21 protein-coding genes are annotated in these 26,202 nt (G+C 70.8%); 8 read left to right on the forward strand and 13 right to left on the reverse strand.

Annotated elements, in window-relative coordinates; all coding sequences use genetic code 11:
* Window positions 1-16 precede the first annotated feature (16 nt).
* Complete coding sequence (locus tag ACFVH5_RS21195) at window positions 17-490, reverse strand: carboxymuconolactone decarboxylase family protein (RefSeq protein ID WP_385835181.1); 474 nt, start codon at window positions 488-490, stop codon at window positions 17-19.
* 194 nt (window positions 491-684) lie between these two features.
* On the reverse strand, window positions 685-1,167 hold the full coding sequence (locus ACFVH5_RS21200; protein WP_385835182.1) for a MarR family winged helix-turn-helix transcriptional regulator: 483 nt from the start codon (window positions 1,165-1,167) through the stop codon (window positions 685-687).
* Between the two features lie 205 nt (window positions 1,168-1,372).
* On the opposite strand from ACFVH5_RS21200, the gene ACFVH5_RS21205 reads away from it, so the two are divergent.
* Both ACFVH5_RS21205 and ACFVH5_RS21210 read left to right on the forward strand, forming a co-directional pair.
* Window positions 1,373-2,341: an alpha/beta hydrolase gene (locus tag ACFVH5_RS21205; RefSeq protein WP_385835183.1), complete on the forward strand. Its 969-nt coding sequence runs from the start codon at window positions 1,373-1,375 to the stop codon at window positions 2,339-2,341.
* A gap of 218 nt (window positions 2,342-2,559) precedes the next feature.
* The gene (locus ACFVH5_RS21210; protein WP_385835184.1) at window positions 2,560-3,051 is read left to right on the forward strand and encodes a MarR family winged helix-turn-helix transcriptional regulator; all 492 of its coding nucleotides are present in this window, start codon (window positions 2,560-2,562) and stop codon (window positions 3,049-3,051) included.
* A gap of 6 nt (window positions 3,052-3,057) precedes the next feature.
* Here the strand turns inward: ACFVH5_RS21210 and ACFVH5_RS21215 are convergent, their stop codons facing one another.
* The 5 genes from ACFVH5_RS21215 to ACFVH5_RS21235 all read right to left on the reverse strand — a co-directional run bounded on the left by ACFVH5_RS21215 (window position 3,058) and on the right by ACFVH5_RS21235 (window position 13,731).
* Window positions 3,058-4,815 (reverse strand): PP2C family protein-serine/threonine phosphatase, encoded by a 1,758-nt coding sequence (locus tag ACFVH5_RS21215; RefSeq protein WP_385835200.1) that lies wholly within the window; start codon window positions 4,813-4,815, stop codon window positions 3,058-3,060.
* 302 nt (window positions 4,816-5,117) lie between these two features.
* Entirely contained in the window at window positions 5,118-5,501 is a 384-nt protein-coding gene (locus ACFVH5_RS21220; protein WP_385835185.1) for an STAS domain-containing protein, read from the reverse strand.
* Window positions 5,502-5,746: 245 nt separating this feature from the next.
* On the reverse strand, window positions 5,747-8,269 hold the full coding sequence (locus ACFVH5_RS21225; RefSeq protein ID WP_385835186.1) for a SpoIIE family protein phosphatase: 2,523 nt from the start codon (window positions 8,267-8,269) through the stop codon (window positions 5,747-5,749).
* Window positions 8,270-8,360: 91 nt separating this feature from the next.
* Window positions 8,361-12,362 carry a HAMP domain-containing protein gene (locus ACFVH5_RS21230; RefSeq protein ID WP_385835187.1) on the reverse strand — a complete coding sequence of 1,334 codons (4,002 nt, stop codon included), beginning with the start codon at window positions 12,360-12,362 and terminating at the stop codon, window positions 8,361-8,363.
* 490 nt (window positions 12,363-12,852) lie between these two features.
* On the reverse strand, window positions 12,853-13,731 hold the full coding sequence (locus ACFVH5_RS21235; RefSeq protein WP_385835188.1) for an RNA polymerase sigma factor SigF: 879 nt from the start codon (window positions 13,729-13,731) through the stop codon (window positions 12,853-12,855).
* Between the two features lie 493 nt (window positions 13,732-14,224).
* Between ACFVH5_RS21235 and ACFVH5_RS21240 the strand changes: the two genes are divergently transcribed.
* From ACFVH5_RS21240 to ACFVH5_RS21250, 3 genes are all read left to right on the forward strand, one after another.
* A complete protein-coding gene (locus ACFVH5_RS21240; protein WP_385835201.1) occupies window positions 14,225-15,088 on the forward strand; it encodes a SigB/SigF/SigG family RNA polymerase sigma factor in 864 nt (287 codons plus the stop codon).
* Window positions 15,089-15,183: 95 nt separating this feature from the next.
* Complete coding sequence (locus ACFVH5_RS21245) at window positions 15,184-15,462, forward strand: DUF5133 domain-containing protein (protein WP_385835189.1); 279 nt, start codon at window positions 15,184-15,186, stop codon at window positions 15,460-15,462.
* Between the two features lie 292 nt (window positions 15,463-15,754).
* Window positions 15,755-16,699, forward strand: a complete 945-nt coding sequence (locus tag ACFVH5_RS21250; protein ID WP_385835190.1) for an anti-sigma factor RsbA family regulatory protein — start codon at window positions 15,755-15,757, stop codon at window positions 16,697-16,699.
* A gap of 88 nt (window positions 16,700-16,787) precedes the next feature.
* Here the strand turns inward: ACFVH5_RS21250 and ACFVH5_RS21255 are convergent, their stop codons facing one another.
* Both ACFVH5_RS21255 and ACFVH5_RS21260 read right to left on the reverse strand, forming a co-directional pair.
* On the reverse strand, window positions 16,788-17,360 hold the full coding sequence (locus ACFVH5_RS21255) for a Dps family protein (RefSeq protein ID WP_384808306.1): 573 nt from the start codon (window positions 17,358-17,360) through the stop codon (window positions 16,788-16,790).
* A 75-nt stretch (window positions 17,361-17,435) separates the two neighbouring features.
* Window positions 17,436-17,603: a DUF5670 family protein gene (locus tag ACFVH5_RS21260; RefSeq protein WP_385835191.1), complete on the reverse strand. Its 168-nt coding sequence runs from the start codon at window positions 17,601-17,603 to the stop codon at window positions 17,436-17,438.
* 275 nt (window positions 17,604-17,878) lie between these two features.
* Here ACFVH5_RS21260 and ACFVH5_RS21265 point away from each other — a divergent pair, with 275 nt between their 5' ends.
* Together ACFVH5_RS21265 and ACFVH5_RS21270 are read left to right on the forward strand one after the other, a co-directional pair.
* On the forward strand, window positions 17,879-18,250 hold the full coding sequence (locus ACFVH5_RS21265; RefSeq protein WP_385835192.1) for a PRC-barrel domain containing protein: 372 nt from the start codon (window positions 17,879-17,881) through the stop codon (window positions 18,248-18,250).
* 233 nt (window positions 18,251-18,483) lie between these two features.
* On the forward strand, window positions 18,484-19,002 hold the full coding sequence (locus ACFVH5_RS21270) for an ATP-binding protein (RefSeq protein ID WP_385835193.1): 519 nt from the start codon (window positions 18,484-18,486) through the stop codon (window positions 19,000-19,002).
* A gap of 87 nt (window positions 19,003-19,089) precedes the next feature.
* Here the strand turns inward: ACFVH5_RS21270 and ACFVH5_RS21275 are convergent, their stop codons facing one another.
* A complete protein-coding gene (locus tag ACFVH5_RS21275) occupies window positions 19,090-19,524 on the reverse strand; it encodes an ATP-binding protein (RefSeq protein WP_385835194.1) in 435 nt (144 codons plus the stop codon).
* Between the two features lie 287 nt (window positions 19,525-19,811).
* Here ACFVH5_RS21275 and ACFVH5_RS21280 point away from each other — a divergent pair, with 287 nt between their 5' ends.
* Window positions 19,812-19,988: a hypothetical protein gene (locus tag ACFVH5_RS21280; protein WP_210893339.1), complete on the forward strand. Its 177-nt coding sequence runs from the start codon at window positions 19,812-19,814 to the stop codon at window positions 19,986-19,988.
* A gap of 115 nt (window positions 19,989-20,103) precedes the next feature.
* Here ACFVH5_RS21280 and ACFVH5_RS21285 read toward each other — a convergent pair whose 3' ends face one another.
* The 3 genes from ACFVH5_RS21285 to ACFVH5_RS21295 form a co-directional block, all read right to left on the reverse strand.
* On the reverse strand, window positions 20,104-21,846 hold the full coding sequence (locus ACFVH5_RS21285; RefSeq protein ID WP_385835195.1) for a dolichyl-phosphate-mannose--protein mannosyltransferase: 1,743 nt from the start codon (window positions 21,844-21,846) through the stop codon (window positions 20,104-20,106).
* A gap of 99 nt (window positions 21,847-21,945) precedes the next feature.
* The gene (locus ACFVH5_RS21290) at window positions 21,946-24,000 is read right to left on the reverse strand and encodes an RICIN domain-containing protein (protein ID WP_385835196.1); all 2,055 of its coding nucleotides are present in this window, start codon (window positions 23,998-24,000) and stop codon (window positions 21,946-21,948) included.
* 86 nt (window positions 24,001-24,086) lie between these two features.
* Complete coding sequence (locus tag ACFVH5_RS21295) at window positions 24,087-26,129, reverse strand: beta-galactosidase (RefSeq protein WP_385835197.1); 2,043 nt, start codon at window positions 26,127-26,129, stop codon at window positions 24,087-24,089.
* Between the last annotated feature and the right edge of the window lie 73 nt (window positions 26,130-26,202).

Here is a 26,202-nt window from a genome sequence, read left to right on the forward strand (position 1 = left end):
CGGTGGTGCCTGTGGGCTAGCCGAACTGGCCGACGCGGTAGTCCCCGGCGGGCTGCTGGACGATGACGTTCGCCCGGTTGAAGGCGTTGATGAGGGAGATCAGGAACACCAGGCCGCCCAGCTGCTGCTCGTCGTAGTGCTTGGCGGCGTTCTCCCAGGCCTCGTCCGTGACCCCGCCGGCCGCGTCGGCGATACGGGTGCCCTGCTCGGCCAGTTCCAGCGCGGCGCGCTCGGCCTCGGTGAAGACCTTGGCCTCGCGCCAGGCCGCGACGAGGTTGAGCCGGGTCGCGCTCTCGCCGGCCGCGGTGGCCTCCTTGGTGTGCATGTCGGTGCAGAAACCGCAGCCGTTGATCTGGCTCGCGCGGATCTTCACCAGCTCCTGCGTCAGGGTCGGCAGTCCCGAGTCCGAGACGACCTTTCCCGCGGCGGAGAGGTGCTTGACGAACGTGGCCGCGGCCGGGCTGCCCATGAGGTTCAGTCGGGCTTCCATGATGTGCTCCTCAGTCGTTGTAGGGAGTTGCACAGTCATGACGGCAGCGGGGGTGCGGGGTGTGACATGGGGGTGGGGAATGTGACGCGCGTCTCGGGGCTGCGCCCCCTGCCCCCTTGGCTGCGGGTTCGGTGGGGGCTGGTCGCGCAGTTCCCCGCGCCCCCGGCAGGCGGGGCTGCGCCCCTGCCCGCCCCCTAAGCGGTGCTGACGTTTGTCGTCAGGAGGCGGAGCAGGTGTTTTGCCGTGGCGTCCTGTTCGGGGGTCAGGGCCATTGCGTCGCCCATCGCCAGGGGGACCGTGTTCGCCTTGTCCTGGAGGCGCATGCCGGCCTCGGTGAGGTGCAGGGCGACCGAACGCTCGTCCTCCGCCCGGCGTTCGCGCCGCAGCAGCCCGTTCGCCTCCAGGCGCTTGAGGAGCGGCGACAGGGTGCTGGACTCCAGCTGGAGCGCCGTGCCCAGGTCGCGTACGGAGATCGCGTCCTGCTCCCACAGCGCGAGCATCACCAGGTACTGCGGATAGGTCAGTCCCAGCTCGTCCAGCAAGGGGCGGTAGCGGGCGGTGACCGCCCGGGAGGCCGCGTACAGGGCGAAGCAGAGCTGGTCCTCCAGCAGGAGTGAACCCCCCTGCGGCGATACGGGCGCAGCGCCCTGCGTCGATTCGGCTCCGGCGGTGCTCACGGCGTACCTCCGTACTCGGTGATCTACCTCGATCTGCCTCGGTGATCCACACCCTATCGCTGAGCGCGCCATCGAGTCCTCCCGATCGTATCGTGCCCTAATGAGTTGTGCACGACTAAAGCGTGGGCTACTGTTCTGGAAGTGCCCCGCTCCCGGCGAAGCCCGCGAGGAGCGTGCTCACGCCACCAGATCCGAGGAGATCGTCATGACCGACACCACCGGTGTCCGCCCCGTCCTGGAGCCCGCCGCCGCGGCGTTCGCCGAGGCGACCGCCAACCCGCCCTACCTCTTCGACCTCGGCCCGGCCGAAGGCCGCAAGGCCGTCGACGAGGTCCAGTCCGGCGAGATCGCCGAGCCGGCGATCGACGAAGAGTGGATCACCGTCCCCGGCGGCCCCACCGGCGAGGTCCGCACCCGGATCGTCCGCCCCGCGGGAGCGACCGGCACCCTCCCGGTCATCGTCTACATCCACGGCGCCGGCTGGGTCTTCGGAAACGCCCACACCCACGACCGCCTGGTGCGCGAACTGGCCGTCGGCGCAGGCGCGGCGGTCGTCTTCCCCGAGTACGACCTCTCGCCCGAGGCCCGCTACCCGGTCGCCATCGAGCAGAATTACACCGTCGCCCAGTGGGTCGCCACCACCGGCGCCGACCACGGGCTCGACGCCTCCCGCATCGCGGTGGTGGGCGACTCCGTCGGCGGCAACATGGCCGCGGCCCTGACGCTCATGGCCAAGGAGCGCGGCGACGTCGCGCTCGTCCAGCAGGTGCTGTTCTACCCGGTCACCGACGCCTCCTTCGACACCGGCTCCTACCACCGGTTCGCCGAGGGCTACTTCCTGCGCCGCGACGGCATGCAGTGGTTCTGGGACCAGTACACGACCGACGAGAAGCAGCGCGCCGAGATCACCGCGTCCCCGCTGCGCGCCACCACCGAGCAGCTCACCGGACTGCCGCCGGCCCTCGTCATCACCGGCGAGGCCGACGTCCTGCGCGACGAGGGCGAGGCCTACGCCAACAAGCTGCGCGAGGCCGGCGTGCCCGTCACCGCCGTCCGCTACCAGGGCGTCATCCACGACTTCGTGATGCTCAACGCCCTGCGCGAGACCCACGCCGCCGAGGCCGCCATCAGCCAGGCGATCGCCGTGCTCAAGGGCGCCCTGGCCACCGGCTGATCGCGACGGCCACCGGAGACGGCCCGGTCCTCCTCCTCCCGAACCACGCACGCGGGAGGGGGAGGACCGGGCCGTTCGCGGTCACGGGGCGTCCCGGTCGGACGGGCGTCGGGGGAGCGCGGGCCGTGTACGGTCGGTCGGTTCGGGTAGGGCCGACGTACACGACCACTGCCCTGGCAGGAGCCGACCCCGACGACCGAACTGAAAGAGAAGTGCGTGTGACCACTCCCGTGCCGGATCGCCCACAGCGCGCCGGCCACCCGCCGGACACGCTCGCCGATCACGTCCTCGACGCGGTGGAGAGTCTGGTGACGCTGTGGTTCGGGGCGGCGGCCGACGCCCCGCCCCGTCCGCCCACCCGGCAACTGCTCGCGCTGCAGACGGTACGAAGACTGCCGGACCTCAATCTCACCGCCCTGGCCGAGCACCTGGGCATCGCGCTGCCCACCGCGAGCCGGCTGTGCGGCCGCCTCGAAGCCGCCGGGCTGCTGCGCCGGACCGTCCAGCCGCACAGCCGCCGTGAGGTGCAGCTCGTGATCACCTCGCAGGGGCGGCGGCTCCTGGCCGACGTCACCGAGCACCGCTCCCTGAGCCTCACCGGGGTGTTCGCGGTGATGACCCCGGGGGAGCGGGCCTCGCTGCAGCAGGGCCTGCACGCCTTCCACCGGGCCCACACCCTCGTACGCCCGCAGCCGCCACAGCTCGGCTGAGACGGTTCAGAACGCCAGCCTGGTGGGGGTCCGCGCCAACTCGGCCGCCCGGCTGTGCAGATGGCACAGCAGCAGACACACGTCGTCGTCCCGCTCGGAATCGGCCAGCAGCGGACGCAGCAGACTGTCCGCCGAGGCGTCCAGGTCGGCGTCGAGGTCCGCGGAACGGAAGGTGCCGAGCGCCGCGGCGAGCCGTTCGATGCCCGGGTCGATGCCCTGGGCGCGGCGCTCGACCAGACCGTCCGTGTAGAGCGCCAGGGTCGAACCCGGTGTGAGCGTCACGGTGTGGTCCTTGATCACCTGCTGCAGCGGGATGCCGAGCATCGCGCCCGGCTTGGCGTCCAGCGTGTGGACCTGCCCGTCGGGGGTGCGCAGCACGGGCGGCGGATGGCCCGCGGCGGCCCAGGTGAGCGTCGGGTCGTCGGGGTGGAAGCGGGCGATGACGGCGGTGGCGTACAGATCGGGCTGCAGGTGGTGCAGGAAGATGTGCAGCTTGGTGAGGAGCTGGCCCGGCGTGCCGCCGTCGACGGCGTACGCGCGCAGTGCGGTGCGCAGCTGGCTCATCATGACGGCCGCGTGCAGTCCGTGCCCGGTCACGTCGCCGATGACGGTGATGAGGCTGCCGTCGGGCTGGCGGAAGGCGTCGTACCAGTCGCCGCCGATGTTCAGACCGTGGGTGGCCGGCAGATAGCGCGCGGCCAGATGCAGTCCCGGGGTGGTGGGCAGGTCCGTGAGCAGAGCCCGCTGCAGGGTCTCCGCGATGTCCCGGTTGTGCTCGAAGCGCCGGGCGTTGTCGATCGCCACGCCGGCCCGGCGGGTGAGTTCGATCAGCATGACGACGTCGTCGGCGTCCCACCGCGCGGTCGGCGGCGTGAGGATCAGGACACCCTGCGGGGTCCGCCGGGTCCCCAGCGGGATGCACAACAGGGGCGCCGCGGGAAGCGGCGCCGAGGAGGGATGGTCGTCGACACCGGGCAGGTCGCCCGGATGGTCGGCGGCGTACTGCGGGCGCCCGGTGCGGGCCGCGACCACGGCGGCGGCCGGACGCGGCGCGTTCACCCGGTCCTCCTCGTCCCCGTCGAAGAGCCATACGTCGACACTGCCGGCGTACTCCGGAACCAGCAGGCTCTCCAGCCGGCGGATCACCTCGTCGTGGTTGAGCGAGGCCGTCAGCACCGCGCTGGCGTCGGCCAGGAACGTCAGTCTTCGGCGGGCGGTCTCCGCCTCACTGCGCGCCTTGCGCTCGGCGATCAGGAGGTCGCGCTGGGCCCGGCCGGCCGCGTCCAGCTCGGCGTGCAGGGCCAGTACGCCCTGGTTGGTCTGATCCAGTTCCTCCCGGTGGAAGGTGACCAGGTCCTCCTGCTCGCCGAGTCTCTCCAGCACCAGGGCCGTGTCCTCGTCGGCGCCCAGCAGCGCCTCGGCCAGCGTCCCGTGCTCGTCCGCCACGGGCCCGGGGTCCGCCGTGGGCGCGCCCTCGGCGCGGGCGACCGTCAGGTGCCACGGCGGCCGTCCTTCGTCGTCCGTGTCGTCGCACGAGGTCACGACGGCCCGCAGCAGATCGTCGCCGGACGGTTCCGTGGCCGCCTCCAGCTCCAGTCGCCAGGTGCCGCCCCGCGTGAGGCACTGCCGCAGCTCTGCGCCGAGTGAGGCCGTCAGCCGGGTCCGCTCCAGGTCGGACACCCCGTGCGCGGCGGCCAGGCGTGCCGTGTCGACACGGGCCCGGGCGGCGTCGGGGACGGAAGTGATGTGCCAGGTACGAATCATGGTGTGCGGTCCGACGGAGGTGGGGGCCGGTGCGGTGACGTCGATGTCGTCCCCTACGGGCCGGGCGGGGCTGCTCGTGTCGCGCGCCGTCATGGCGGCGGGCACGGCAGGGTGGAAGGACGTGAGGTCCGCGTCCGAGGGCGAGGCCCGTCGGCTCGGCGGTTCGTGGCTCCTCGCGCGGATACGGCGGGCGCCCGGCCCAGCACTGCTCACATTCTTTGCCTTGGTCAAAGGTTGTCGGACAACAACTGTCGTACATGACGGCGCCCCGCCGTCCCCCGAGGGCGGAGCACGGGTGGAGCTCAGGCGGAGTCGCTGTGCTGCTGCTTGTCCACGAGGGCGAGCGAGTCCTCGACGCTGTCGGACACGGGCACGGTGATGCTCACACCGGTGAGGTCGAGGATGCGTCGCACGGGCGGCGTCGGCGCGATGATGTGCACGCTCCCATCGAGCTCCCGCGTCTGCTGGTACGCCCTGATGATGATGTTCATACCGGACGAGTCCATGAAGGGAACGGCCGAGAGGTCCAGCAGGAAGTGACGACGACCGTGCTGGAACTGGTTCGCCAGATGGTGCTGGAGTCCCGTCGCGGTGTCGATGTCCAGATGTCCCTCGACCGTGAGCAGCACGACGTCCTCGCGAGGCAGGGAGACCTCTACGGACAACGGGTTCTGGGCTATGGACACAAGTACCTCCCACAAAGTCATGACGGTCTGGGGCGGCTACCCCCGTACGCGCATTCGATGCCGTCGGCGACGGCACGCGCGACGTGATCAAACTCTCGTCGGCGTCTTCTTGCGGCACGCGCAGGCAGTGGCCTCACCAGCGGGTCTGTGTCTCTCGTCGCGCATGCCCGCGCGTCTACCCCGGCTTCGCCCCCGCATGCGGACCTTTTCGTTCATGGTCGGCGAAGGGACTTCGCCGACCCGTCCTACGAGACGCGGATGCCCACGATGCAGGTGTCGTCGTCGGTGTCCGATCTGCTGTACGTGAGGAGCCGGTCCAGCTGCTGGTCGAGCGTGCACGGCGCCGTACGGACCGTGGTGAGCAGCTGGGTCATGGACTCCTCCATCGTGCGGTCCCGCCGCTCGATCAGGCCGTCCGTGTACATCAGCAGCGTGTCGTCGACCGCCAGTTGCACCTCGTCCTCGCCGTACGCGACATCGGGCACGGCGCCCAGCAGCAGGCCCTTGAGGAGGGGCAGGGACACCGCTTCGGCGTCCCGTACCAGTACGGGGGGCAGATGACCTGCCCTGGCCCAGCGCAACGTACGCGTGTCCGGGTCGTAGATGCCGCAGACCGCGGTGGCCGTGACGGACCCCGACAGATGGTGCGCCACGCTGTTGAGCCACGTCAGCAGCTGGCCCGGGCCCGCCCCGGTCACCGCGAGCCCGCGCAGGGCGTTGCGCAGCACGACCATGCTCGTCGCGGCCTCTATGCCGTGCCCGGCCACGTCACCCACGCACAGCAGCACCAGACCGGACGGCAGGACGACCGCGTCGTACCAGTCGCCGCCCACGAGCTGTTCGGTCTCGGCGGGCCGGTAGCGGACGGCCACGTCGAGCCGGGGTGCCTGCAGCGGGGCATGGGTCGGGGGCATGATGGCGTGCTGCAGCTGCAGCGTCAGCCGGTTGCGTTCGGTCGCCTGCTGCTCGGAGTGCGCGAGCTGGTCGCGCGTGGCGGCCAGCGCGACCTCCGTCCAGTGCTGGGCGGAGATGTCCTGATAGGCGCCGCGCAGGACGAACGGCCGACCGTCGGCGTCGAGCACCGGCTCCGCCACCACCCGGATGTGGCGGGTCACCTCGTCGGGACGCTGGAGCCGGAAGGCCGCCGCCGCCGGACGGCGGTGGTGGAGCAGGGTGCGCAGGAACCGGCCGATGGCGACGGCGTCGTCCGGGTGGGCGTGCAGGGCCAGCTCCTCCAGCGGCACCGGGCCGCTCGACGGGGATCTGCCGTACAGGCTGAAGAGCTGGCCGTTCCAGGTGATCTCGCCCGTGAGCAGGTTCTCCTCGAAGCCGCCGATGCGGCCCAGGCGCTGGGCGTGCTGGAGCAGGCTCGCCAGCCGTGCCGTCTCGTCCTCGACGCGCCAGATCAGCAGCACGCTGTTGCCGTGGCGGCTGATGCTGATGTCGGCCACGGACGCCAGCGTCACCTGGTCGACGAGGGCCGTGAGGTTCATGCGCCGGGCGCGGAACGGCTCCCCGGTGGCGTAGACGCGCTCGACCCGCTGGAAGAGTTCGCTCTCCCCGGCGGCCATCGGGTAGGCCTCAAGGAGCAGGGCGCCGCTGACGAGGCCGCGCGGGCGTCCGGCCGGGTCCAGGAAACGGCTGTTGACGTGATGGATGTGGAAGTCGACGAGCTGCCCGTCGTCCAGGTACGGGACGAGGACCAGCGCGGGATCGTGCAGCCCGTCGGCCAGGTCCACCAGTTCGGCGGCGTCCGGCAGGACACGGGGTTCACTGGCGGTCTCGCCGCCGTGCACGAACGCGTACGTCTCCAGGGTGTGGGCGCACAGTTCCGCCAGCGCCTCGACCTGGCGGATCACCTGGGGCGACTGCGGTTCCAGGGGAGTGGGCCAGACGACTTCGAGGACCCCGTGGACCCGCCCGCCGGTGCCGGCGGGCAGGGCGGCTCTCCCTCCGTCGGGGAAGTGGTGCTGGCCGATGGAAGGAAGACCGGTCTCCGCGAGGGAGCCGATCCACTGCCCGGTGCGCTCGGAGAGACTTGTACGGGCCACCGTCACCACGCCCGGGGGCACATAGCGCCAGCGGCCGGCCTCCGCGGGGGAGAACCCGGCGCTGCCCGCGAGCGTCAGCGAACCGTCGGTCCCCGCGGTCCAGATGGCCACGGCCACCGCGCCCAGCGGGGTCAGCGCGTGATGGAAGAGGGAGTCGGCGACGGCCTGTGTGTCGGGGGCTGCCAGCGCACCGCTCTCGGCCTCCCGCAGCCGTACCGCGGCGGAGCGCACCCTCTCCCTCAGATCCGGGGCCGGGCCCTCGTTGCCCTTCGCGCCGGCCAGGAAGGCGCTGGTCACGTCCGAGAGGCGGTCGCGGGCGGACTGGTTGATGACGTCGACGGCGAGTTCGAGGGGGGCCACCTTCGCCTGCTCGGCCAGCTCGGCGAGCTGGCGGGCGGCCTGGGCGGGACCGCAGCCCAGCCGCTCGACCAGGATGCCCTTGGCGAGTTCGATCAGGGCGCGCCCGTCGGCCTCGGCCTGTGCCGCCCGCACCTCACGGCGCAGCCGCTCCACCGTCGCGGCCAGCTTGCCCACGGGGTAGCTGGTGGTGAGGGCGCTCCGCTCGTCGGCCCGTACGTCCACGTCGGCCCGTACGCCAACGTCCGCGCGTACGTCCGTGTCCGCGTCTTCGTCCGCGTCAACGGTTGCGTTCGCGTCGTCGACGGCGTCGGCGCCGGTCTCGTCTGCTGGATCAGGGTGTTCTTCTGGAAGGCTCATGGTGCGCTTGCTCCTCGGCGGGGATGCCCATGGGGGCGGTTCGCGGGGACCTGCGCCCGGCCGGCGCGCGCACACGGCCGGGCGCGGTCGCTCACGCAGGCAGCCAACGGCGGACGCACGCGATGAGGTCCTCGGTGTCGACCGGCTTGGTGACGTAGTCACTGGCTCCGGAAGCGAGTGACTTCTCGCGGTCGCCGGGCATCGCCTTCGCCGTGACGGCGATGATGGGAAGCCCCGCGTACCGGGGCATCTTGCGGATCTCGGCCGTGGCGGCGTAGCCGTCCATCTCCGGCATCATCACGTCCATCAGGACGAGGGCGATGTCGGGGTGGTTGACCAGCGTCTCGATGCCCTTGCGGCCGTTGTCCGCGTGCAGGACGTGGAATCCATGGAGTTCGAGGATCCCGCTCAGCGCGAAGAGGTTGCGCGCGTCGTCGTCGACCACCAGGACCGTCCGGCCGAGGAAGGCGTCCTCGATCGCCCGGGGCGAGCTGGACTGCGGCTCCTCCGCGCGGGCCAGGGACGGCACGTCCCCCAGTTCCTCGGCGGAGAGGTGGAGCGCGATGCGCTCGCGCAGTTCGTCGAGACTCGACAGGAACTCCAGGGCACGGGTGCCGGAGCGGGCCTGGAGCTCCTGCTCCTGCGCCAGGTCCGCGCGGTGGCCGCTGTGGACGAGCACCGGAACGTTCGCGAGCGCCGAGTCGCCCTGCATCGCGTCCAGGAAGCGGGGCGCCTCACCGCCGGGCATGCCGAGTTCGAGCACGACGCAGTGGCAGGGACCCGCGGCCAGCGCGCTCGCCGCCTCGTGCGCTCCGGAGGCGGTGATGACGTCGACCGTGCCGCGCGGGTCACCGGCGTCCTGGCCGCGGGTGACGTCCGAGACCGCGCTCTCCGCGACAAGGGTCAGCAGTCCGCGCTGCCGCTCCTCGACGACGAGCAGCCGGCGCCGCTGTCGCTTGGCCGGCGTCACCGGGCCCGGGACCGGCGCGTCGGCTGCTGCTTCCTCGGCGGAGGACGTGCCCGGCGGCAGCTCCAGGGCCCGCTCGCCGATGACCAGGTTCTCGTAGTCGGGGCGCGCCACGGGCAGGAACAGCGTGAACGTACTGCCCTGGCCCGGCGTGCTGTCCACGGTCACGGCGCCGCCGAGCAGATGGGCGATCTCGCGGGTGATGGACAGGCCGAGACCGGTGCCACCGTACTTGCGGCTCGTGGTGCCGTCCGCCTGCTGGAAGGCGCCGAAGATCGTCTCCAGATGCTGCTCGGGGATACCGATCCCCGTGTCCTGCACCCGGAAGGCGACGATGGTGCCGCCGCGGAACACCCCGGTGGGCACCTCGTGGTCGGCCGCCGGTTCGATCCGCAGCTCGACACCGCCGTGCTCGGTGAACTTGACCGCGTTCGACAGCAGGTTGCGCAGGACCTGGCGCAGCCGGGAGTCGTCGGTGAGCAGGTCGGCGGGTGCGCCGGGCGCGGTCCGCACGGTGAAGTCGAGGCTCTTCTGGGTCGTCATCGGCCGGAAGGTCGCCTCGACGTACTCCAGGAGCTGGCGCAGCGGCACGACCTCGGGGCTGACGTCCATCTTCCCGGCCTCGACCTTCGACAGGTCGAGGATGTCGTTGATCAGCTGGAGCAGGTCGGAGCCCGCCGAGTGGATGATGCCCGCGTACTCGACCTGCTTCGGCGTGAGGTTGCGGGACGGGTTCTGTGCCAGCAGCTGGGCGAGGATCAGGAGGCTGTTGAGCGGGGTCCGCAGTTCGTGGCTCATGTTCGCCAGGAACTCCGACTTGTACTTGGAGGCCAGCGACAGCTGCTGCGCCCGGGTCTCCAGCTCCTGGCGCGCCTGCTCGATCTGCAGGTTCTTCGCCTCGATGTCGCTGTTCTGCGCGGCCAGCAGGGACGCCTTGTCCTCCAGCTCCTCGTTCGAGCGCTGCAGCTCGTCCTGCTGGACCTGCAACTCCTCGGAGCGGGCCTGCAGTTCGGCGGTCAGCCGCTGGGACTCGTCGAGCAGTTCATCGGTACGGGCGTTGGCCACGATGGTGTTGACGTTGACGCCGATGGTCTCCATCAGCTGTCCCAGGAAGTCCAGGTGGATCTGGGTGAAGCGGGTGACCGAGGCCAGCTCGATGACGCCGAGCACCTGGTCCTCGACCATGATGGGCAGCACCACCAGGGCGGTCGGCACCGTCCGGCCGAGCCCCGAGGAGATCGACACGTAGTTCGGCGGCAGCTCGTCGACGGTGATGGCGCGCCGGCTGCGCGCGGCCTGGCCGACCAGCGAGCGCCCGAAGGGGATGCGGTCGGGCCGGTCGTCCTCGTCGGGATATCCGTACGAGCCGACGAGCCGCAGTTCGCTGCCGTTCCCGGTCTCCTCCGCGAGGTAGAACGCGCCGTACTGGGCGGAGGCGAGGGGCGCGAGCTCGTCCATGATGAGCTCGGCGACCACGGACAGGTCCCGGTGGCCCTGCATGAGGCCGGAGGCCCGTGCCAGGTTGGTCTTGAGCCAGTCCTGCTCCTGGTTGGCCCGCGTGGTCTCGCGCAGCGACTCCACCATGGAGTTGATGTTGTCCTTGAGCTCGGCGACCTCGCCCGAGGCCTCGACGGTGATCGAGCGGGTCAGATCGCCCTCGGCGACGGCACTGGTGACCTCGGCGATCGCACGGACCTGCCGGGTCAGGTTGCCCGCGAGTTCGTTGACGTTCTCCGTCAGGCGCTTCCAGGTGCCGGACACGCCCTCCACCTCGGCCTGGCCGCCGAGGCGTCCCTCGCTGCCGACCTCGCGGGCGACGCGGGTGACCTCCGCGGCGAAGGCGGAGAGCTGGTCGACCATCGTGTTGATGGTGGTCTTGAGTTCGAGGATCTCGCCGCGGGCGTCGACGTCGATCTTCTTGGACAGGTCGCCCTTGGCCACCGCCGTCGTCACCAGGGCGATGTTGCGCACCTGGCCGGTGAGGTTGTTGGCCATCGAGTTGACGTTGTCGGTGAGGTCCTTCCAGGTGCCCGCCACGTTCGGCACCTGGGCCTGGCCGCCGAGGCGTCCCTCGGTGCCGACCTCGCGGGCGACACGGGTGACCTCGTCGGCGAACGCGGACAGCGTGTCGACCATCGTGTTGATGACGTCCGCGAGGGCGGCGACCTCGCCCTTGGCCTCGACGGTGATCTTCTGGCTGAGGTCGCCGCGGGCGACGGCCGTGGCGACCTGGGCGATCGAGCGGACCTGGCCCGTCAGGTTCGACGCCATCACGTTGACGTTGTCCGTGAGGTCCTTCCAGGTTCCCGAGACCCCGCGGACGGTGGCCTGTCCGCCCAGGTTGCCCGCGGTGCCGACCTCACGGGCCACCCTGGTCACCTCGTCGGCGAAGGCGGACAGTTGGTCCACCATCGTGTTGAGGGTCTCCTTCAGGGCGAGGATCTCGCCGCGGGCGTCCACGGTGATCTTCTGGGACAGGTCGCCCCTGGCCACCGCGGTCGCCACCTGGGCGACGTTGCGGACCTGCGCGGTGAGGTTGCCCGCCATGAGGTTGACCGAGTCGGTGAGGTCGCGCCAGACACCGCCGACGCCGGGCACCTGGGCCTGACCGCCGAGCCGTCCCTCGCTGCCGACCTCGCGGGCCACGCGGGTGACCTCGTCGGCGAACGCGGACAGCTGGTCGACCATCGTGTTGACGGTCTCCTTGAGCTGGAGGATCTCGCCCCGCGCCGGCACGTCGATCTTCTGCGACAGGTCGCCCTTGGCCACCGCGGTGGCCACCTGGGCGATGTCACGCACCTGGGTGGTGAGGTTGCCCGACATCGCGTTGACCGAGTCGGTGAGATCGGCCCAGGTCCCGGAGACGCCCGGCACCTCCGCCTGGCCGCCGAGGGTGCCTTCGGTGCCGACCTCGCGCGCGACGCGGGTGACCTCGGACGTGAACACGGACAGCTGGTCGACCATGCCGTTGAAGACGGTGGCGATGTCGCGCAGAAGGCCGTCCCCGTCGTCCGGCAGACGGGTCCCGAAGTCGCCGTCCCGTACGGCCGTGAGGCCGGCCAGCAGCTGTCGCAGCTCCTGGTCGCCCGGCGTGCGGTCGACTGTTTCGGTCGTCTGGCTGGTCATGCGCACCCTCGTTCCATGCCTCTTAGGTCCCTGTGCAACCTGTGCGAAAGGGACTCGGAACTACAGGCCCACTGCCGGACCACATCCTCGACGGACATCCTGTTGCACGGGACCGCCCGACGAGGAAATACGCCGCAGGCTAACCCGTAAGTGAGGTTGTGAACAAAGTGTGGTGCCAAAATCGCCAAGCCGAGGACAGGGCGGGACCAAGGCGGGGACAAGCCGAGGCCAGAGGGGTGTCCGGGAGGCGTGAGGGCGCTGTGGCGAGGGTGACGCGGGAGCCCTGATCCGACGGATCGCCGGCCTCGAACGGCGGGCTTCCCGACCGGGCGGGTCTCATGATCGGCGGGTCTCGCCCGGTGGCCCCGCGACCGGTCGGCCGCACGACAGAGCCCGCCGTCACGGTCCGGCGAGCGGGGGCTCGTGGGAACCGCGGCGGCGGGCTCTGTCACCGGCGGGGGGATGCCGGTCAGGGGTGGACTTGGGGGCGTCAGGCCACCGACGGGTCGAGCAGCCCGGCGCGGAGCCGCTTGATGATGCGGCTGATCAGGCGCGACACGTGCATCTGGGAGATACCGAGCAGTTCGCCGATCTCGGCCTGGGTGCGCTCCTCGACGAACCGCAGGTGGATGATGCGGCGCTCACGCTCGTCGAGCTCGGCGACCAGCGGCGCCAGCGAGTTCAGGTCCTCCACCAGTTCGAGCGACCGGTCGTCCTCGCCGATGAAGTCCGCCAGGACGGACTCGCCGTGCGAGCCGCTGTCGGAGGTCAGAGCCGCGTCGAGCGACGAGGAGTTGTAGCAGTTCGCCGCCTTGCGGGCCTCGATGACCTCCGCCTCGGGCAGCGACATGAGGTGGGACAGCTCGGCGGTCGTGGGGGCACGGCCCAGCCGGGTCCGCAGTTCCTCCGTGGCCTTCGCCAGCTCGACCCGCGCCTCCTGCAGACGCCGCGGCACATGGACGGCCCAGCTCGTGTCACGGAAGAAGCGCTTGATCTCGCCGACGATGTAGGGAACGGCGAAGGAGGTGAACTCCACCTCGCGCGACAGCTCGAACCGGTCGATGGCCTTGATCAGCCCGATGGTGCCGACCTGGACGATGTCCTCCATCGAGTCGCCCCGGCCGCGGAACCTGGAGGCCGCGTACCGGACGAGGGAGAGGTTCATCTCGATCAGGGTGTTGCGGGCGTACTGGTATTCCTGGGTGCCTTCCTCCAGGACGGCCAGACGGTCGAAGAACTGCCGCGACAACTCCCGCGCGTCCTTCGGCCTGACGCGCGACGGGTCCTCGATGAGAGGAAGTTCCGCCTCCTGCGTCGTCCTGGTCCCCTGCGCCGTGGCCGTTGCCCCGCCTGCCGTCACGGCTGCCATGCTGCCCACCCCACTCACCGTCGATGTTGATGACATACGCCGTGTGCCCTGCTTCTCGCGGCTCATGCCACCCAATACGGAAAGAGATCAGGACCACCGAGGATCTGGCCAGAAGTCGACGCTCCGACATGGTCGGTCCTCGTCGGAGAACTCTCGCACGGGCCGGCCGTCGACGGTACGTACGGGTGGGCCGCGGGCCGTCCCGTGTGCGGAACGGCGTTTCCCACGGCACTGTGACGGACGCTCACGGCAGCGTCGATTTCGAGACCGGGTGTTTCTTCCCCGCAGGCAGGGGCAAGCGGAATTTCGTGCTTCGGACCGGAGGCACGCCCGCGGGAACGGCTGAGCCGACTGCGGTGGCCCTCCGGCATCCCCGGAAGTCATCGTCCCTGCGGCAATCCCTCGCACGCCACCTGTTCAGGAGCGAATCCGCATGAGCATCGACTTGTCGATAAACAGCCCGGAGGAGTCCGTACCTGCCGAGGCGCGGTCCATGTCCACAGCGGCGACCACCGCGTCGGGTCCCTCGGCCCGGACCGCTGCCACGAGGCACCCGCACGACGACGCTCCTGACTCGGCGACCGACTTCGCCCGGCTGGCCGCCCTGGAGGAGGGACCCGAGCGGGACGCGGTCCGCGACGAGTTGGCGAAGGCCTGGCTGCCCATGGCCCACCGCATCGCCGGCCGGTTCCGCGACCGGGGCGAGAACATAGAGGACCTGCGCCAGGTCGCGGCCGTCGGCCTGGTGAAGGCGATAGACCGGTTCGACCCCTCCCGCGGGGCCTTCGAGAGCTACGCGGTGCCCACCATCACCGGTGAGGTGAAACGGCACTTCCGGGACCGCATGTGGGCACTGAGGGTGCCGCGCCGGGTCCAGGAACTGCGCAACAAGGTACGGGTCGCCCGGCGCGATCTCACGATGAACCCCGGTGCGCCCGAGCCGACGACGGCCGAGATCGCGGCGCACGCCGGGCTGACGGAGGACGAGGTCGGCGCGGGGATGGAGGCGATGGAGAGCTTCAGTACCCTGTCCCTGGACGCCGAACTGTCGTCCGCCGACGACAACTACAGCCTCGCGGACACCCTGGGCGATCTCGACTCCTCGTACGACATGGTCGTCGACCGTGAGGCCGCGAAGGAGGGACTGCGGCGGCTGCCGGAGCGCGAGCGGAACATCCTGTACATGCGCTTCTTCGAGGACATGACGCAGAACCGCATAGCCGACCAGCTCGGCATCTCCCAGATGCACGTCTCACGGCTCATCACCCGCAGCTGCGCACGGGTGAGGGACGAGGCGCTGGGCGCCCAGGCCCGCCCCGGCCGCGGGGGCGCCGACGGCAGGACGGGTGCCGCGTGACGCGGCACGACGGTCACGGCGGCGGACGCGGCGCCCCGCCCGGCAGTCCCGAGCCCGCGGTGGACCCGAGACCGGGTGATCAGGGAGCGAACCGGATGCTGATGCCCGATCCCGGGACCCTGCGCAAGCTCGTGGGGGAGTACGAGGCACTCGTGGCGCGGCAGGCCGGGAGCGGCGCGGTGAAGGCGGACCGGCGGGCGCAGGACCTCGCCTACACCCTCTGCGTCTCGACCGGCACCCGTGACGTGAACCTGGCTCTGAGGAAGGCGCGCAGCCACATCGCCGCCGCGCAGGGACCCGTGGCGCCGATCCCCCTGCGGCCCACCGGGCCCGGGGCCACCGAGCCCCATGACACGGGCGAGGCCGTCGCGTAGCGCCTCTTCGGGCCGGTCGCACACGGGTGCGGCCGGCCCGCCGTGTGCCCGGGGAACACCCGAGTGACGAGGGAACGTCCGTGCGACGGCGTAGGGTGGGCCCCGGGGTGAGACCGGTGGACCTGAGGGACAGCACGGACAGCTCGTCGTCGATGCGACCGTCGGACGACGGCCGACCGACGCGAACCGTCCGGCAGGCGGCACACCCGGCGCTCGCCGCCCACCCCGTCCGGACCCCGCGGCCGAGCCGCCGGAAGGACCGGGCCGCGCTGCCCCCGACAGGAGCGCCGACGTGACGACGACGGCCACCGAGCCGACGACCGGCGCGCCCTTCGGGCACCCCGCGCTCTTCTACCGCGACGACCAGGAGTACCTGGCGGGCACGGTTCCCTTCATCCGGGAAGGGCTCGCGGCCAAGGAGCCCGTGGCGGTGGCCGCCCCCGCCGCGCGGCTCGAACTGATCACGGCGGCACTGGGCCCGGTGGCGGAGACCGTGCACCTCGTCGACATGACCCTGGCCGGCCGCAACCCCGGCCGCATCATCCCCTCGGTCCTGCGAGCCTTCGCCGATGCCCGGCCGGGCGTCCGCGTCCGTATCATCGGCGAGCCGATCTGGCCCGGCCGCACCCCCGTGGAGTACCCCGCCTGCATCCAGCACGAGGCCCTCATCAACGAGGCGTTCAGCGGCCGGGAAGTGACCATCCTGTGCCCGTACGACGCCCGTTCCCTGCCGCAGGACGTGCTCGACGACGCCCACGCCACCCACCCCGTCCTCATCACCGGGGGACGTGAGTGGCCCAGTGAGACGTACGACCCCGAAAAGGTGCTCGCGCGCTGCAACGAACCGCTGTCCCCCCGGCCCGGCGCGGAGACCTTCCGCTACGACGCGGACGCACTGCCCGCCGCCCGTGACTTCGCACTCGCTCAGGCGCGGAAGCGGGGGATGAGCGCGGACCGGCTGCAGGATCTGGCCCTGGTCGTCGCCGAACTGACCACGAACAGTGTGGTGCACGCGGGTGGCACGGGGACGCTGTGCCTGTGGGCGGAGAACGAGCAGATCGTCTGCCAGGTACAGGACTTCGGCCGGCTGGCCGACCCGCTCGCGGGCCGTCGTCCCGCGCACCCCGGCCAGATCGGCGGTCGGGGCCTGCTGCTCGTGCACTACCTCTCGGACCTGGTGCGCCTGCACACCGACGACACCGGCACCACGATCCGCAGCTACGTCTCACGCGTCTGAAGCACACGCAAGCATCCCAAGCACGCGCAAGCACGCGAAGGGGCCCGGATCCGCAACGGATCCGGGCCCCTTCGCGTCGCGGGCCCCGCTACCGGGCCCCGTCCTCGTGTGCCGAGCGCGCGGCCTCGGTCTCGGTGCGGGCGCCCGCCGTGGCGAGGTCACCACCGGAGCTCTCGAGATGCGCGCGCACGAACCACTGGAACTGTTCGAGGGAACGCAGCTGCTCGATGAGCAGGTCCTCCGTCACCGGGTCGAACTTACCGACCTCGGCCAGTGCCGCGCGATGGCTCTCGACGATGCCCGTGTAGACCAGGTCGAGGGCGCCGAGATGGGCGATCGCGTCCGCTCGCCCGACGTCGTAGTCGTCCCAGGTCCGCTCGGCGACGAGGGCGCCGGGTGTCCCCAGGGGCACCCCGCCCAGCGCCGAGACCCGCTCGGCGGTGTCGTCGGCCATGACGCGGACCCGGTCGACCTGAGGGTCGAGCATTTCGTGAATGGCGATGAAATGCGGGCCGACCACATTCCAGTGAATGTGCTTCAGTGTGAGCGAGAGGTCATTGAGTGCGTGCAGCCGCAGCCGGAGCAGTTCGATAACCCTCCCGCCGTCCTGGACGCTGAGTCCGGGGACGGTGTACTTGGGTTCAGTTCGAGACGACGTCATTCCTCATTCCTCCCTGGGAATTCATGGTGCGGAGTGGTGGGGGCGACAGCCGGTGTCTGAAGGCTCACGGCCCTCCTACCAGCGGTACCAGCGTCCACGGCGGCCACCGGAGGTGGGCCGCACGACGAAACCGAGCAGCCAGACGACCAGCACGACGACCGCGATCCACCACAGCGCCTTGAGCGCGAAACCCGCACCGAAAAGAAGAAGGGCGAGCAGAAGAACAAGAATGATGGGAACCATTGTTATCAACCTCCAGGACTTCTGGTTCCCTGCTTTCCCGGGGGTACGCCTGCTCTTTTCGAAGGCGGCACGCTTTTCCCTGTGCAGGCCTTCGCACGGACGTTCGCGGATCCGTGCGGTGGACGGCCGGTGCGGGCCCGATCGGGCCGCTGCGCGGAAACCGCTGGGAATGGGGTCCGGGCGGCAGGGTATTGGCTGCCACAGGAGGACGGCGGCCGGCGCACACCGGCCGCGGTGTTCCGTTCGCAACTCGACCATGGGAAGGAAGCAGCGACGTGACCACCGACAGAATCTGGTCGTACACACCGGCCAGCGGATACGCGGAGGGACTGCTGCTCACGGGGTTCACGGTCGCCGCGTCCGACGGGACCTTCGGGCACGTGGACCGGCAGGTGGACGAATCCGGGATGCGGCATCTGATCGTCGACACCGGCGGCTGGTTGTTCGGCAGAAGCGTCCTGGTCCCCGTGGGCCTGGTCACCTCCATCGACCCGGAGGCCCAGGAGATCAAGGTGGCGTGCACCGAGGACGAGATCAGGGCAGCGCCCCGGTTCACGACCGACCGCGAGACGCTGGACCCCGACTATCTCGCCGGTGTCGGCCACTACTACCGGAGCCTGCCCCCACGGCAGGCGACCACGACCTGAGCCGGCGCGACGCGTCCGCTGCAATGGATGGGGATTCAGGGGGAAGGCGGACTCCGTAGGGGCGCGGAGCGAGGAGACAGCCATGATGCCGATCACGACCGCGCAGCCACTCGTCCCCGCGACGAGGCGCAGGTGATGGCGATGCCGGGGACGGTGACCGGTCCGTGAAGCCGCTCGACGGCTCCGGGCCGGCACCGGGCATCGAAGAACCGGAGTGCAGGGACACGACGCATATGGACCGAACCGACACGACCGCCATCGCGGCCGGGGCCAGTCCGCCCGACGCGATGACATGGGCCCCGGCCGGCGCACCGGCCACGACCGCGGCGGTGACCACGACCGCGGCGACGGCCCCGGCTCCCGCCCCGGCCCCCATCACGACCGCGGCGATGGCCCGCGCGTACGCCCGGAGCGTGGTGCTCGAACAGTGGAACAACGCCGACCGCACGGCGACGGAGGCGGCGCTCATCGATCTCTCGCTGGTCGTCTCGGAGCTGGCCGCGAACGCCGTCCGGCACGGGGGAGGGCTGGCCGGTTTCGAGGTGACGCCCACACGTCAGGGCGTACGGCTGGCCGTGCACGACAACAGCGACGTCGTCCCGGCCGCCGCGTTCGGCCCGGGAAGCCTGCCGACCAAGCACCACGGCAACGGTTACGGCTGGCCGGTCATCATCCGGCTGGCGCGTGACATCGCCGTCGATCTGCGGCCGGGCGGCGGCAAGACCGTCAGCGTGCTCGTCCCGCTCGTCTGACGGACGCGGACGACCGCGGCACGCCGACGGCCCCGGACGATTCCGGTCCGAGGCCGTCCTGGGACGGTTCCTGCCGAGCGGCGGTCCTCACCACGGCAGGAACACGTGGATGTCCTTGCCCTTGTCGGTCACCACCACGCTCACCTGGTCGCACAGCGTGTGGATCAGATGCCACCCGACACCGCCGTCACCCCGGCCGGGATGGAACGGGCGCGGCGCGGGCGGTGTGGTGCTGGTGTCCCGCATGGTCACGTGCACGCCGTCGAACGTACGCCGCAGCCGCAGCTCGAAGGGGCCCGGCGCGTACTGCACCACATTGGCCGCCAGCTCCGTGACGACCAGCAGGATGTCGTCCCAGTGCTCGGGTGCGGCCGGTGGCGAGAGGCGTGTGAGCGCAAGGAGGAACTCCTCCGCGGCGAGTCGTGCGCCCGTCACATTGGGCAGCTCGCCCGGGAAGGTGGTCGTCCGGGTGTACATCTCCTCAGAAGGCAGTTTGTCGTCCCAACGCGGCTCGGTCGCCATTGCGCCTTCCCCAGCCCACTCCCCACAGGGCTGTGCTGATCCTGTGCTTCCACCGCTGCTGCTTCCCGAGGGCGAGGGGTCTACTCGTCCGGGTCCGGTGGGGATGGTAGGTGAACCGGAACGCAGTGGTCTCTGATGATTCCTGTGTGATCGGCGAGTACCACGATCGGACGGACTCATGGGTGCTTGTCCGCCACTGATTCACGGGTCTGTTTCGGCCGGGCGGGGGCACAAGGAGTTGCGGGACGGGAGCCGCTCCCGTCCCGCAACCGGAAAGAGGAGAATCCGTGCTCGGCATAGCAGCTGCAGTCCTGTTCTTCATCGCGTTTCTGATCAACGCCGCGGACATCGCGACCAATGACACTTTCACCTCGACGAACGTGATGCTCATCGGTCTGACGGTGCTGGCGCTCCACGTCGCCGGGGTCGGCACCGGGTGGGGGAGCAGGAGCCGCAGGCGGTGAGGTGCGAGTCACCGCCAAGGCTCGCACACAGCATGAGAACGGACCGCATGGTGACCTCCTGTCGCCGTGCGGTCCGCGCGTCGTGGACCGCCTGACCGCCCGAATGTTCCACCGGTCATATCCAGGTGTCGAACCACATCCTGGAGTGCCAGCCGGAGTACGGGATCGTCGCACCCGTGTAGATGGGGAAGAAGTAGACGAAGTTCCAGACGATCAGCAGCACCACGGCGCCCGCGGCGACCGTCCCCAGCGTGCGCCGTCTGCCGCCCGCCCCCGGCGGTCCCACGAGGGCGCCCGCCGCCATCGCGACCGCCAGGCACAGATACGGCACGAAGACGACCGCGTAGAAGGCGAAGATCGTACGGTCCTGGTACTGGAACCACGGCAGATAGCCGGCGGCCACCGCGCACAGGACTGCCCCCGCCCGCCAGTCGCGGCGCAGGGCCCACCGGAAGAGCAGATACAGCAGGGCGAGACACGCGGACCACCACAGCAGCGGGGTGCCCAGCGCGAGGACCGTCTGGGAACAGCCCGAGGCCGTGCGGCAGCCGTCCTGGACGAAGTCCGTCTCGTACGCGTAGGCCACCGGACGGCCCTGCACGAGCCAACTCCAGGGATTCGACTCGTACGGGTGCGGCGAGCTCAGCCCCACGTTGAAGTCGTAGACCCGGCTCTCGTAGTGCCACAGGCTGCGCAGGGCGGCCGGTATCCACGACCACGGGCCACCGCGGCCCTCCGCCCAGTGCCGCCCCCAGCCGCCGTCGGACAGGAACCAGCCGGTCCAGGTGGCGAGATAGCCGGCCACGGCCACCGGCACCACGGAGAGCACCGACCAGCCGGCGTCCTTGCGCAGAACGGCGAGGTACGGCCGACGGGCCCCGGCGACGCGGCGTGAGCCGACGTCCCACAGCAGGGTCATGGCCATGAAGAACGCCAGGAAGTAGAGGCCGTTCCACTTGCAGGCGGCGGCCAGGCCGAGGAGCAGCCCGGCCGCGACACGCCACGGCCGTACGCCCGTGCCGACCCGTTCGGCCGTGTCCGCGTCGGGGCCCGCGAAGCCGTCCTCGTCCACGGGCAGACCCGCCGCGAGCCGGGCCCGCGCCCGGTCCCGGTCGATGAGCAGGGCCCCGAACGCCGCCAGCACGAAGAACATGACGACGAGGTCGAGCAGCGCCATGCGGCTCATCACGAAGTGCAGGCCGTCCAGGGCCATCAGCAGTCCGGCCAGACAGCCCAGCGTCGTCGAACGGAACAGCCTGCGGCCCGTCCGGCACAGCATCAGCACCGACAGCGTGCCGAGCAGCGCCACCATGAAACGCCAGCCGAACGGATCGAGGCCGAACATCCACTCGCCGACGGCGATCACCCACTTGCCCAGCGGCGGATGTGCGACGAAGGCCCCGGCGTCGGAGAGCGGGATCACCTGGGGGTCCGCGAGGACCTTCGGGTCGGCGACCTTGCGGTCCGGCCAGGTGCCCTCGTAACCGAGCCGGAGCAGTGACCACGCGTCCTTGGCGTAGTACGTCTCGTCGAAGACGAGGCGCCGGGGGCGGCCCAGATGCCAGAAGCGGATGGCTCCCGCGAGGGAGGCCACCAGGAGCGGGCCCAGCCAGCCCATGGCCCTGGCGAGCCGGTGGGCCGCCACCGGGCCGAGACCGAGGGCTTCGCCCAAGCGGGTGCCCGGCTCCGGGAACGGCGGGACGAGGAGATCCCGGGTGTCGGTGCGCGGGGGCGCCACGAACCCGAAGCGGCGCAACCGCTCCGCCCAGGCACCGGGTTCCGGCTTCACGGTCTTCGTACGCGCGTCGGCGTCGGAGCCGGCTGCGAAGCCCGGCTCCGACGCGGTGTCACTGATCACGGGGTCATCGTAGGGAACGGGATCACGGACAACGCGGCGGCTAGGGCCTGTCTGTCAGTTCCCGTCGTCGCCCGGCAGACGGGAACTGACAGACAGGCCCTAGGCGGCCGGGTTGGCCACCTCCGTGACCTTCCAGCGCTGGTTGGCGCCGGAGTTGGGTGTCCACAGCGTCACGGCCGCACCCTCGTTCGTGGCCTGGCCGCCGACTTCGAGGAGCCGTCCGGTGGCCGCGTTGACGAGGGTCCAGGTGCCGTCGCCGGTCGACGACATGACCCACTGGGTGGCCCTGTCGCGCGGGCCGGTGTCGGCCTCCAGCACCGGGGCGCCGTCACGGACGGCCAGCCGCTTGCCCTCCACCGGGTTGCTGAACACGTACCGCTGCCGGTTGCCGGTGTCGCCGGAGATCTGGCGCAGCTTCCACTGCTGACCCGGCGCGTCGGCCGTCGCGCCCCTGATGACGAGGCCCGTGCCGTTGTCGGCGACGGTGAGGGCCTTGCCGCTCTGGACGCCGGTCAGCTCGTAGGAGCGGCCCCTGCGCAGTTCGGCGGCGTCCTTCGCGACCCCCGAGACACCCTTGACCAGGAAGGAGGTCACGGACTGGGCGGGCACGGTGACGGTGGCCCTGCGGTCGCTCACCTCGACGGCCCTGCGCTTCTCCAGCTTGCCGTCGGCGCTGGTCACCACGGGGGTGACGGTGGCGTTGCGGCCGACCTTGCCGAACTTGGAGAGGTCGACCGTGACCGTACGGGACTCGGTGGTGCTGTTGACGTGGACGACCGTCGCTCCGTCGCCCTTCTTGGAGACGGCGGCGGCGCTCGACGTGTCGTCCGTCTTGATCAGCCGGTCACCGGGCTTGATGTAGTGCGTGAAGTTGCGGGCCGTGTCGAACTTCGTGTTCGTGTAGATGGGGCACGACTTCAGGGTGTCCGCGGAGGTGCAGCTGAACGAGAGCTGGATGCTGCCCCAGTTGCCGCCCTTGGCGGACTCGCCGCCCGGCTTCATGTTGTCGTAGTCCTCGACGGGCTGCCAGAACACCCAGGCCCTGGGCTCCAGTTCGCGCAGATCATCGACGATGCGCTGGGCGAGGCCCAGGCCCGGCCGCATGTCCGTGAAGCTCTGCCCGTCGCCCCAGTCGCCCTCGACCTCGCTCTGCCACAGCGGTTTGTCGGCCGCCTTCGCGAGGTCCCGTACGGTGGTGCGCTGGCCGGTTCCGTAGGTGTGGACGTTCAGTTGGCCGACCAGGTCCCGTACTTCCTGCGGGTAGGTGTTCCAGTTCGTCGCGAAGATGGACGGGTTGGTCTCGTCCATCGCCGAGATCTCCGCCTTGGCCTTCGCCTTCTTCAGCGCGGGCGCCAGGGCGGCGATCACCTTCTGCTGGAGCTCGGGGCCGATGTGCGCCCCTTCCTGACGGCCGCCGACGGGCTCGCCGTCGGCGCCCAGCCGGGTGCTCCAGTAGGTGGTGTTGGGCTCGTTGAACGGGTCGACGGTGTCGACCTCGATGCCCTCGGCCTTCTCAAGACGCCTGGTCGCGCCCGCGAGGTAGGCGGCGAAGTCGTCGACCGACTCCGTCCTGAGCTGGTCCTCGGCGGCGTTGAAGCCGCCCGACACGTAGCCGCTCTTCGTCATGAACCACGGCGGGGAGTTGCTGAACGTCTCCCAGTGGTCGATGTCGTCCTTGATCCGGTCGACCCACCAGCGCTGGGTGGCGTCGGCGTCCTCGTTCCAGTCGGCCGGGTCGTCGGCGCTCCACCAGTCGGTGTCCTCCCGGGTGGTGCCCGCCGGAGCCTGCCACCAGCCCTCCACCGCACCGCCGGCCCGCAGATAGTCCTTGACGTCCGGGGCGTTGCCACCGCCGATGTTGTACCGGGCGATGTTCAGCGCCAGTCCGTCGTCCCCGAAGAGAAGCTTCGCGAGTCTCTCGCGTATCTCCTTCGGATAGCCGCCGGTCACGTTGGCGAACCAGACGAGGCTGGTGCCCCACCCCTCGAACTTCTGCTGCTCGTACGAGGGGTCGGGCCGGACGGTGACCGACGGGATGTCCGCCGCCGGGGCCTGCGCGGTGGACGGGGGCGCCAGGGTGAGGGCGGCCCCGGTGGCCAGCGCGGTGAGTCCGGCGGCTCCGAGGAGACGTCTGCTGCGGGTACGGCGTGCCATCGTGTGCTCCCAACTGAGGTGTGGTCGCTGCGCGGTGGATTTCAACGGTGCGGGGGAGGGGCGCGGGGAGGGCGGAGCGGGTGCGGTCATGCGGTGGGCTGGTGCAGTACGGCGATGCCCCTCGGGCCCAGGACGAGACCGCCGCCGGTGCCGGTGGTGCCGACCAGGACCTCTCCGGCGAGACCCGTCAGGGCCACGTCCTCGTCGGTGCGGTTGACGAGGAAGAGGAAGCGGCCGTCGGGACCGCGGCGCACGGTCGACTCGACCGATCCCCGTGCGTCGGCGGGCAGTTCGCTCTCGACGCCGGCCGGGCCGAGCAGCGCGGGCAGCAGCCCGGCGAGCCCTTCGGCACCGAGCCGGGTGGAGACGTACGCGGCCGAACCCTGGCCCACGGCACGGCGGGTGACGGCGGGCCGCCCGGCGTACGCGCCGCTGCGGTAGTGGGCCAGCACGTCGACCGAGGGGTCGGTGACGTCGATCCGGTCGGTCCACAGGGTGCCCGTGGCGTCCCCGTCCAGCTCGACGGAGTCACCGTCGAGCAGCGGGCCGAACTCCTCGATGCGGATACCGAGCAGTTCACGCAGGGCGCCGGGGTGACCGCCGAGCCAGATGTGGTCGTTCTCGTCGACGACGCCCGAGAAGTACGTGGTGACGAGGTGGCCGCCGGCCTCCGCGTACCGGGTGAGCTCCTTGGCGAGCGGGGCCGGGACCACGTGCAGCACGGGGGTGATCAGGACGTCGTACCGGTCCAGGTCGGTCGTCGTGGTCACGACGTCGGCCCGGACACCGAGGGTGTGCAGCGCCGAGTACCAGTCCAGGGCCTCCTGGCGGTAGTCGAGGAGCGCGGAGGGGTGCGAGTCCTGCTCGCTCGCCCACCAGGACTCCCAGTCGTAGACGATGCCCACGCGGGCCGGTTCGCGTTCGGAGCCCGCGACCGGTGCCAGCGCCTTGAGGGTCTGCCCCAGTTCGACGACCGCGCGGAAGACCTCGCTGTCGGCACCGGCGTGCGGCACCATCGCGGAGTGGTACTTCTCGGCGCCCGCCGCCGACTGGCGCCACTGGAAGAAGCACACGGCGTCGGCGCCGTGCGCGACGTGCAGCAGCGAGTCGCGGGCCAGGTCGCCCGGCCGCTTGGCCACGTTGACGGGCTGCCAGTTGACCGCGCTGGTGGAGTGCTCCATCAGGAACCACGGCTGCCCGCCCGCTATCCCGCTGGTGAGGTTGGCGGAGAAGGACAGCTCGTCGCGGTCCTGCGGGCCCGGGTGGACGTAGTGGTCGTTGGAGACGAAGTCGATCTCGCCCGCCCAGTCCGGGTAGTTCATGCCCTTGGTGTTGCCCATCACCATGAAGTTGGTGGTGACCGGCACACCTGGCGTGATCTCCCGCAGCACCTCCCGCTCCGCGATCAGGTACTCCTTCAGCGCGTCGGAGGAGAAGCGCTTGAAGTCGAGCTGCTGTGTGGGATTGGGGTGGGAGCCGGCCAGCCGGGGCGGCAGGATCTGACCCCAGTCGCTGTACCGCTGCGACCAGAACGCCGTGCCCCAGGCGTGGTTGAGGGCGTCCAGGGTGGTGTAGCGGGCGCGCAGCCAGTCGCGGAAGGCGTGGGCCGCGTCGTCCGAGAAGTCGTAGATGTTGTGGCAGCCCAGCTCGTTCGAGACGTGCCAGGCGACCAGTGCCGGGTGGTTCGCGTACCGCTCGGCCATCGTGCGTACCAGGCGCAGCGCGTGGTCGCGGAAGACGGGCGAGGTGGGCCGCCAGTGCTGGCGCGCCCCCGGCCACACCGTCTCGCCGGAGGCGGTCACCGGAAGGATCTCCGGGTGCGCGGTGGTGAGCCAGGGCGGCGGGGAGGCGGTGGCGGTGGCCAGGTCGACGCCGATGCCGCCCGCGTGCAGGAGGTCCATGACCTCGTCGAGCCAGGCGAAGTCCCACTGGTCCGGGTCCGGCTGGATGCGGGCCCAGGAGAAGATCCCCACGGAGACCAGGTTGACACCGGCCTCCTGCATCAGCCGGATGTCCTCCTCCCACACCTCGCGAGGCCACTGCTCGGGGTTGTAGTCGGCGCCGTACGCGAGTCGCGGGGTGCGGTCACCGTCCGGCCCGTCCAGCTTGGACAGGAGGGTGGAGATCATCGTGGTCCTTCCGGGGTTTCACGGGGTCCCGGCGGGGCGGGGCCAGCGGGTGGGTGCCGGCGGGGGGGGCCAC

The organism is Streptomyces sp. NPDC127119 (assembly GCF_042677425.1).
GTDB lineage: Bacteria > Actinomycetota > Actinomycetes > Streptomycetales > Streptomycetaceae > Streptomyces.